The 1,407-nt window shown below is 65.1% G+C and carries 2 protein-coding genes and 1 pseudogene; all 3 read left to right on the forward strand.

The window, feature by feature from the left end; all coding sequences use genetic code 11:
* Nucleotides 1-45 precede the first annotated feature (45 nt).
* Nucleotides 46-174: pseudogene (locus ACVWWH_RS20145) on the forward strand (helix-turn-helix domain-containing protein); the annotation flags it as partial.
* Between the two features lie 33 nt (nucleotides 175-207).
* The gene (locus tag ACVWWH_RS20150; RefSeq protein WP_457317799.1) at nucleotides 208-534 is read left to right on the forward strand and encodes a helix-turn-helix domain-containing protein; all 327 of its coding nucleotides are present in this window, start codon (nucleotides 208-210) and stop codon (nucleotides 532-534) included.
* Nucleotides 531-1,385, forward strand: coding sequence for an IS3 family transposase (locus ACVWWH_RS20155; protein ID WP_457317798.1), 855 nt, complete (start codon nucleotides 531-533; stop codon nucleotides 1,383-1,385). The genes ACVWWH_RS20150 and ACVWWH_RS20155 overlap by 4 nt, the downstream gene beginning before the upstream one ends.
* Nucleotides 1,386-1,407 lie beyond the last annotated feature (22 nt).

Below are 1,407 nucleotides of genomic sequence, written 5' to 3' on the forward strand. Positions count from 1 at the left end.
GAGTTGGACTGAGAAATTCAGTTCCGATTGCAGGGGAGCAGTTTTGTGTATGCATGGAGTTCGTTGTCAGAGGATGAGCGTTCGGCAGCGGTAGCGTTGTTTGAGGCCGGCTGGGGTGCAAGGGCGGTCGCGTCGCGTCTTGGTGGTTCGCGCTCGGCGGTGCGGCGGCTGTATGACCGGTGGCGGGTTCGGGGAGGCGGTGCGTTGGTGACGAAACCGACGAAGCGGTCGTTCTCGTTCGAGTTCAAGCTCGAGCTGGTCCGTCGCGTCCTTGCGGGTGAGACCGCTGTGGCGTTGGCGCGGGAGTTCGATCTGTCTTCGCCCAAGCTCGTTGAGACGTGGGTGCGGAAGTTCCGCAGCGAAGGCGAGGACGGGCTGAGACCGAAGCCCAGAGGCCGTCCACGCGCCGATCCCGACGCTGAGCCCCGGGAGGAGTCCGAGCTGGCGCGGTTGCGGCGGGAGAACGAGCGGCTGCGGGCAGAGGTCGCCTATCTGGGAAAACTGCGGGCCTTGAGGGATCAAGGACGACGGTGAAGGTCCAGGCCGTCATCGCCCTCAAGGCCGAGCACCCACTCGGGACGCTGCTGGAGGTCGCCGGACTGGCCCGGTCGACGTTCTTCTACCATCAGGGCAAGCTCGCCGAACCGGATCCAGCCGGGGACCTGAAGGCCGCGATCAGCGACGAGTTCGCTGCGGCAAAGGGACGCTACGGGCATCGGCGTGTTCACGCCGTGCTGGCCCGGAAAGGCTGGCAGGTGGCGAAGAAGACGGTGCTGAAGCTGATGAGGGCCCTCGGCCTTGTCTGCAAAGTCCGCCGCAGGCGCCGCTACAGCTCCTACCTCGGGGAGGTCGGCCGGACGGCACCGAACACTCTGGAACGGGACTTCACAGCCGAGGGCCCGAACCGGAAGTGGGTCACCGACGTCACCGAGTTCCGGGTCGGGGATCGGAAGGTCTATCTCTCACCGGTGATTGACCTGTTCGACCGGTCGGTCGTGGCACACTCCTGGGCCCTCTCGCCGGGCCTGGACCTGACGAACACCTCTCTTGCGCAGGCTCTGGCCACCCTCATGCCCGGTCAGAGGCCCCTGGTGCACTCTGACCAGGGATTCCAGTACCAGCACTCCTCCTGGCGCAGGCTCCTCGAATCGGCCGGCGCCGTCCAGTCGATGTCGAGGAAGGCCACCTGCTTGGACAACGCCGTGGCCGAGAACTTCTTCGGACACCTCAAGGAAGAGATGTTCCACCACGACACCTTCGCCACCACCAGCGAGCTCGGTGCAGCGCTCGACGACTACATCGACTGGTGGAACAACGAGCGGATCTCTACAAAGCTCGAGGGCCTGAGCCCGGTCCGATACCGGGCCCAGGCCCTCGCAGCCTAGACTTTCACTTCACCAGTCCAAC

It is taken from the genome of Sinomonas sp. RB5, from assembly GCF_054063535.1.